Here is a 2,583-nt window from a genome sequence, read left to right as displayed (position 1 = left end):
GAACTTTGACGGACATCCCTTAAATTCGCCTGCGCCGGTGTTGCAGGCTACGGTTGAGGAACGAGGTAGATATTTTTAAAATCCTATTTGGAGTAAAGTATTATGGAATCTTGGAATCGAAAATTACGAATGGGCATGGTCGGTGGCGGACAGGGCGCGTTTATTGGCGGTGTCCATCGAATCGCTGCCACACTCGATCAGCAAATTGAAGTCGTTGCCGGATGTTTCTCACGCGACCCAGAGAATACACGAACCACTGGGGCAGAGTTGTATCTCGATCCGAACCGTTGCTACAGCAGCTACGCGGAAATGGCGGCAGCCGAAGCAGCACTCTCCGAAGACGAGCGTATCGACTTTGTCAGCATCGTCACACCAAATATCTCCCACTTTGAAATTGCAAAGACGTTTTTGGACGCGGGTTTCCACGTCGTCTGCGATAAGCCGATGACTTACAATCTCGATGAAGCCGAGGCACTTGTAAAACTCGTCGAAGATTTGGGACTTGTTTTTGCGTTGACACACAATTATACAGGACATCCGCTCGTGCGGCATGCGCGGGCGTTGTTCGCTGAAGGCTCAATGGGACCAATCCGTAAGGTCATCGTCGAATACCTTCAGGACTTCCTGATGGTCCCGCACGAGAAACTCGGTCAGAAACAAGCGGCGTGGCGTGTCGATCCAGCACAGTCAGGTATCGGTGGCACGATGGGTGATGTCGGCACACACTGCGTGAACCTGCTTGAATACGTCACTGGCGATCCGATCGTTGAGCTTTGTGCCGACAAGAGTACTTTCCTTCCCGACAGAGTCCTGGATGAGGATGTCAACGCTTTACTCCGTCTCCAAGGTGGTGGTAAAGGCGTTTTAAGCATTAGTCAGATTGCTACTGGAATGCCGAACAGGGCGCGGTGAAATGGGCGCAAGAGAATCCGAACTATCTTGAACTCTATCGTTACGGTGAACCGAGACAAACGCTGACCCGCGGTCAAGGCTATCTATCCGAAGCCGCGGCGGCAGGTGCACGTATCCCGACCGGGCATCCCGAAGGGTACTTGGAAGCGTTTGCGACGATTTATGTTGGCGTTGTCGAAGCCATTCGCCGATACATTGATGGCGATCCTATGGATACCGAGGCATACGATTTTCCGACGGTCTATGACGGATTGCGGGGTATGCAGTTCATCTACAAAACAGTTGAATCTTGTGAAAACGGATCAACGTGGGTTTCAATGTAGATAGCCATTAGCAATCAGCAGTCAGCAAAGAGGGTTTTTGTTTAAGGTCCCGTCTTATTCCTGATTGCCGATGGCTGACTACCGACAGCCATTCAAAGGAGATAGTCATGCAAGCACCTAACTCTGAACCTTTCCGTGTTGGATTTCTGAACGTAGATTCATATTCACACATGCCGTTGTGGGCACCGCACATCAATCCGCGTCCTGGTGAGAAAGATACTCCGTTTACGGGAATGCGGATCACCCACTGTTGGGATATTGAATACGAAAAGGCAAAAGCGGTTGCTGAACCTTATGGCTGCGAAGTCGTCAAGAATTTTGACGATATGTTGGGGAAGGTAGACGGCGTGATCTCTGGTGGTTACTATAATCACCCATGGAACCACATCCTCCATGAACCGTATCTCGAAGCGGGTTTGCCGAACCTCATCAACCGCCCGTTTGCAAACTCCCTCGCCAAAGCACAACAAATGATTGAATTGGCGCAAAAGAACGGCGCGACCCTCCTCGCGCCATCGAGTCACGAGCACAACGATGCCATCTCACGCGCCAAAGCGTGGGCAAGCGATAAACAGATCGTCTGCTACACGGCGACCAATTCGTTCGACGACTATCCGACCCACGGCATCCATGGTCTCTATATGGTCTGTAAGGCGGTTGCGGAGGCGGGGAATCCAGTTATGTCCGTCGCGTATCAAGCGGATAGTTGGCACAGTCCGCCGGGTGTCCTCACCTTTGAGCATGTCGATAGCGAGGGTCGTCAATTCTACGGAACACTCCATCAAGTGAGCGGTTCATGGGGAACGGTGCAAATTCACACACAGGAAGCCTACGGTGGCGAGAATTTCAGAATCCACACCGGCACGGGTTATCCGTTCGACAAGACGGAGATCTGGTTGCCGACGATTTGGGCGTTCCAGAACATGGCACTCCACAACGAAATGCCACAGACGTTTGATGAGATTTTACACAAGACGAACGTCTTCCTCGCAGGTTGGAAATCGGTCTTGGAAAACGCAGATGTTGCCGAAGAATGGGAAGCCCCCGCTGAACTGCCGAACCATCCCGACCACGATACAGTCTCTCTATTCCAGAAAAAGTTCGGGGACGCTTAATCTGACAGTTTGTGGGTACCCACAAGGGGTGCCCCTACGCGAATTGCCGATTCCAGTCGTGATGAGATTTGGTAATACTCTCAGGATTTACTCGACTTCGAGCGATAAATCCGGGAACATTTTCGCGCCCGGTTGGCAGCCCGATTTGACTATAGCGCGTATCAACACTCCAACGGACGGTGTCAGAACGGTTCGGAAGTCCACGATGGACGACGCGTTCACTCGTCAGCAAA

The 2,583-nt window shown here is 51.7% G+C and carries 2 protein-coding genes and 1 pseudogene; 2 read left to right on the top strand and 1 reads right to left on the bottom strand.

All coding sequences use genetic code 11. From position 1 onward, the window contains the following. Positions 1 to 129: 129 nt before the first annotated feature. Together J4G07_20070 and J4G07_20065 are read left to right on the top strand one after the other, a co-directional pair. Positions 130 to 1,235, top strand: a pseudogene (locus tag J4G07_20070) (Gfo/Idh/MocA family oxidoreductase). A gap of 107 nt (positions 1,236 to 1,342) precedes the next feature. After that, positions 1,343 to 2,350, top strand: coding sequence for a Gfo/Idh/MocA family oxidoreductase (locus J4G07_20065; protein MCE2416287.1), 1,008 nt, complete (start codon positions 1,343 to 1,345; stop codon positions 2,348 to 2,350). Between the two features lie 34 nt (positions 2,351 to 2,384). Here the strand turns inward: J4G07_20065 and J4G07_20060 are convergent. Further along, positions 2,385 to 2,583: mitomycin antibiotic biosynthesis protein (locus J4G07_20060; protein ID MCE2416286.1), on the bottom strand; the 199-nt coding region annotated here is incomplete at its 5' end.

Source organism: Candidatus Poribacteria bacterium (assembly GCA_021295715.1).
Lineage (GTDB): Bacteria > Poribacteria > WGA-4E > WGA-4E > WGA-3G > WGA-3G.
Note: the sequence above shows the minus strand (reverse complement) of the source record. Positions and strands in the feature narration are given on the sequence as shown.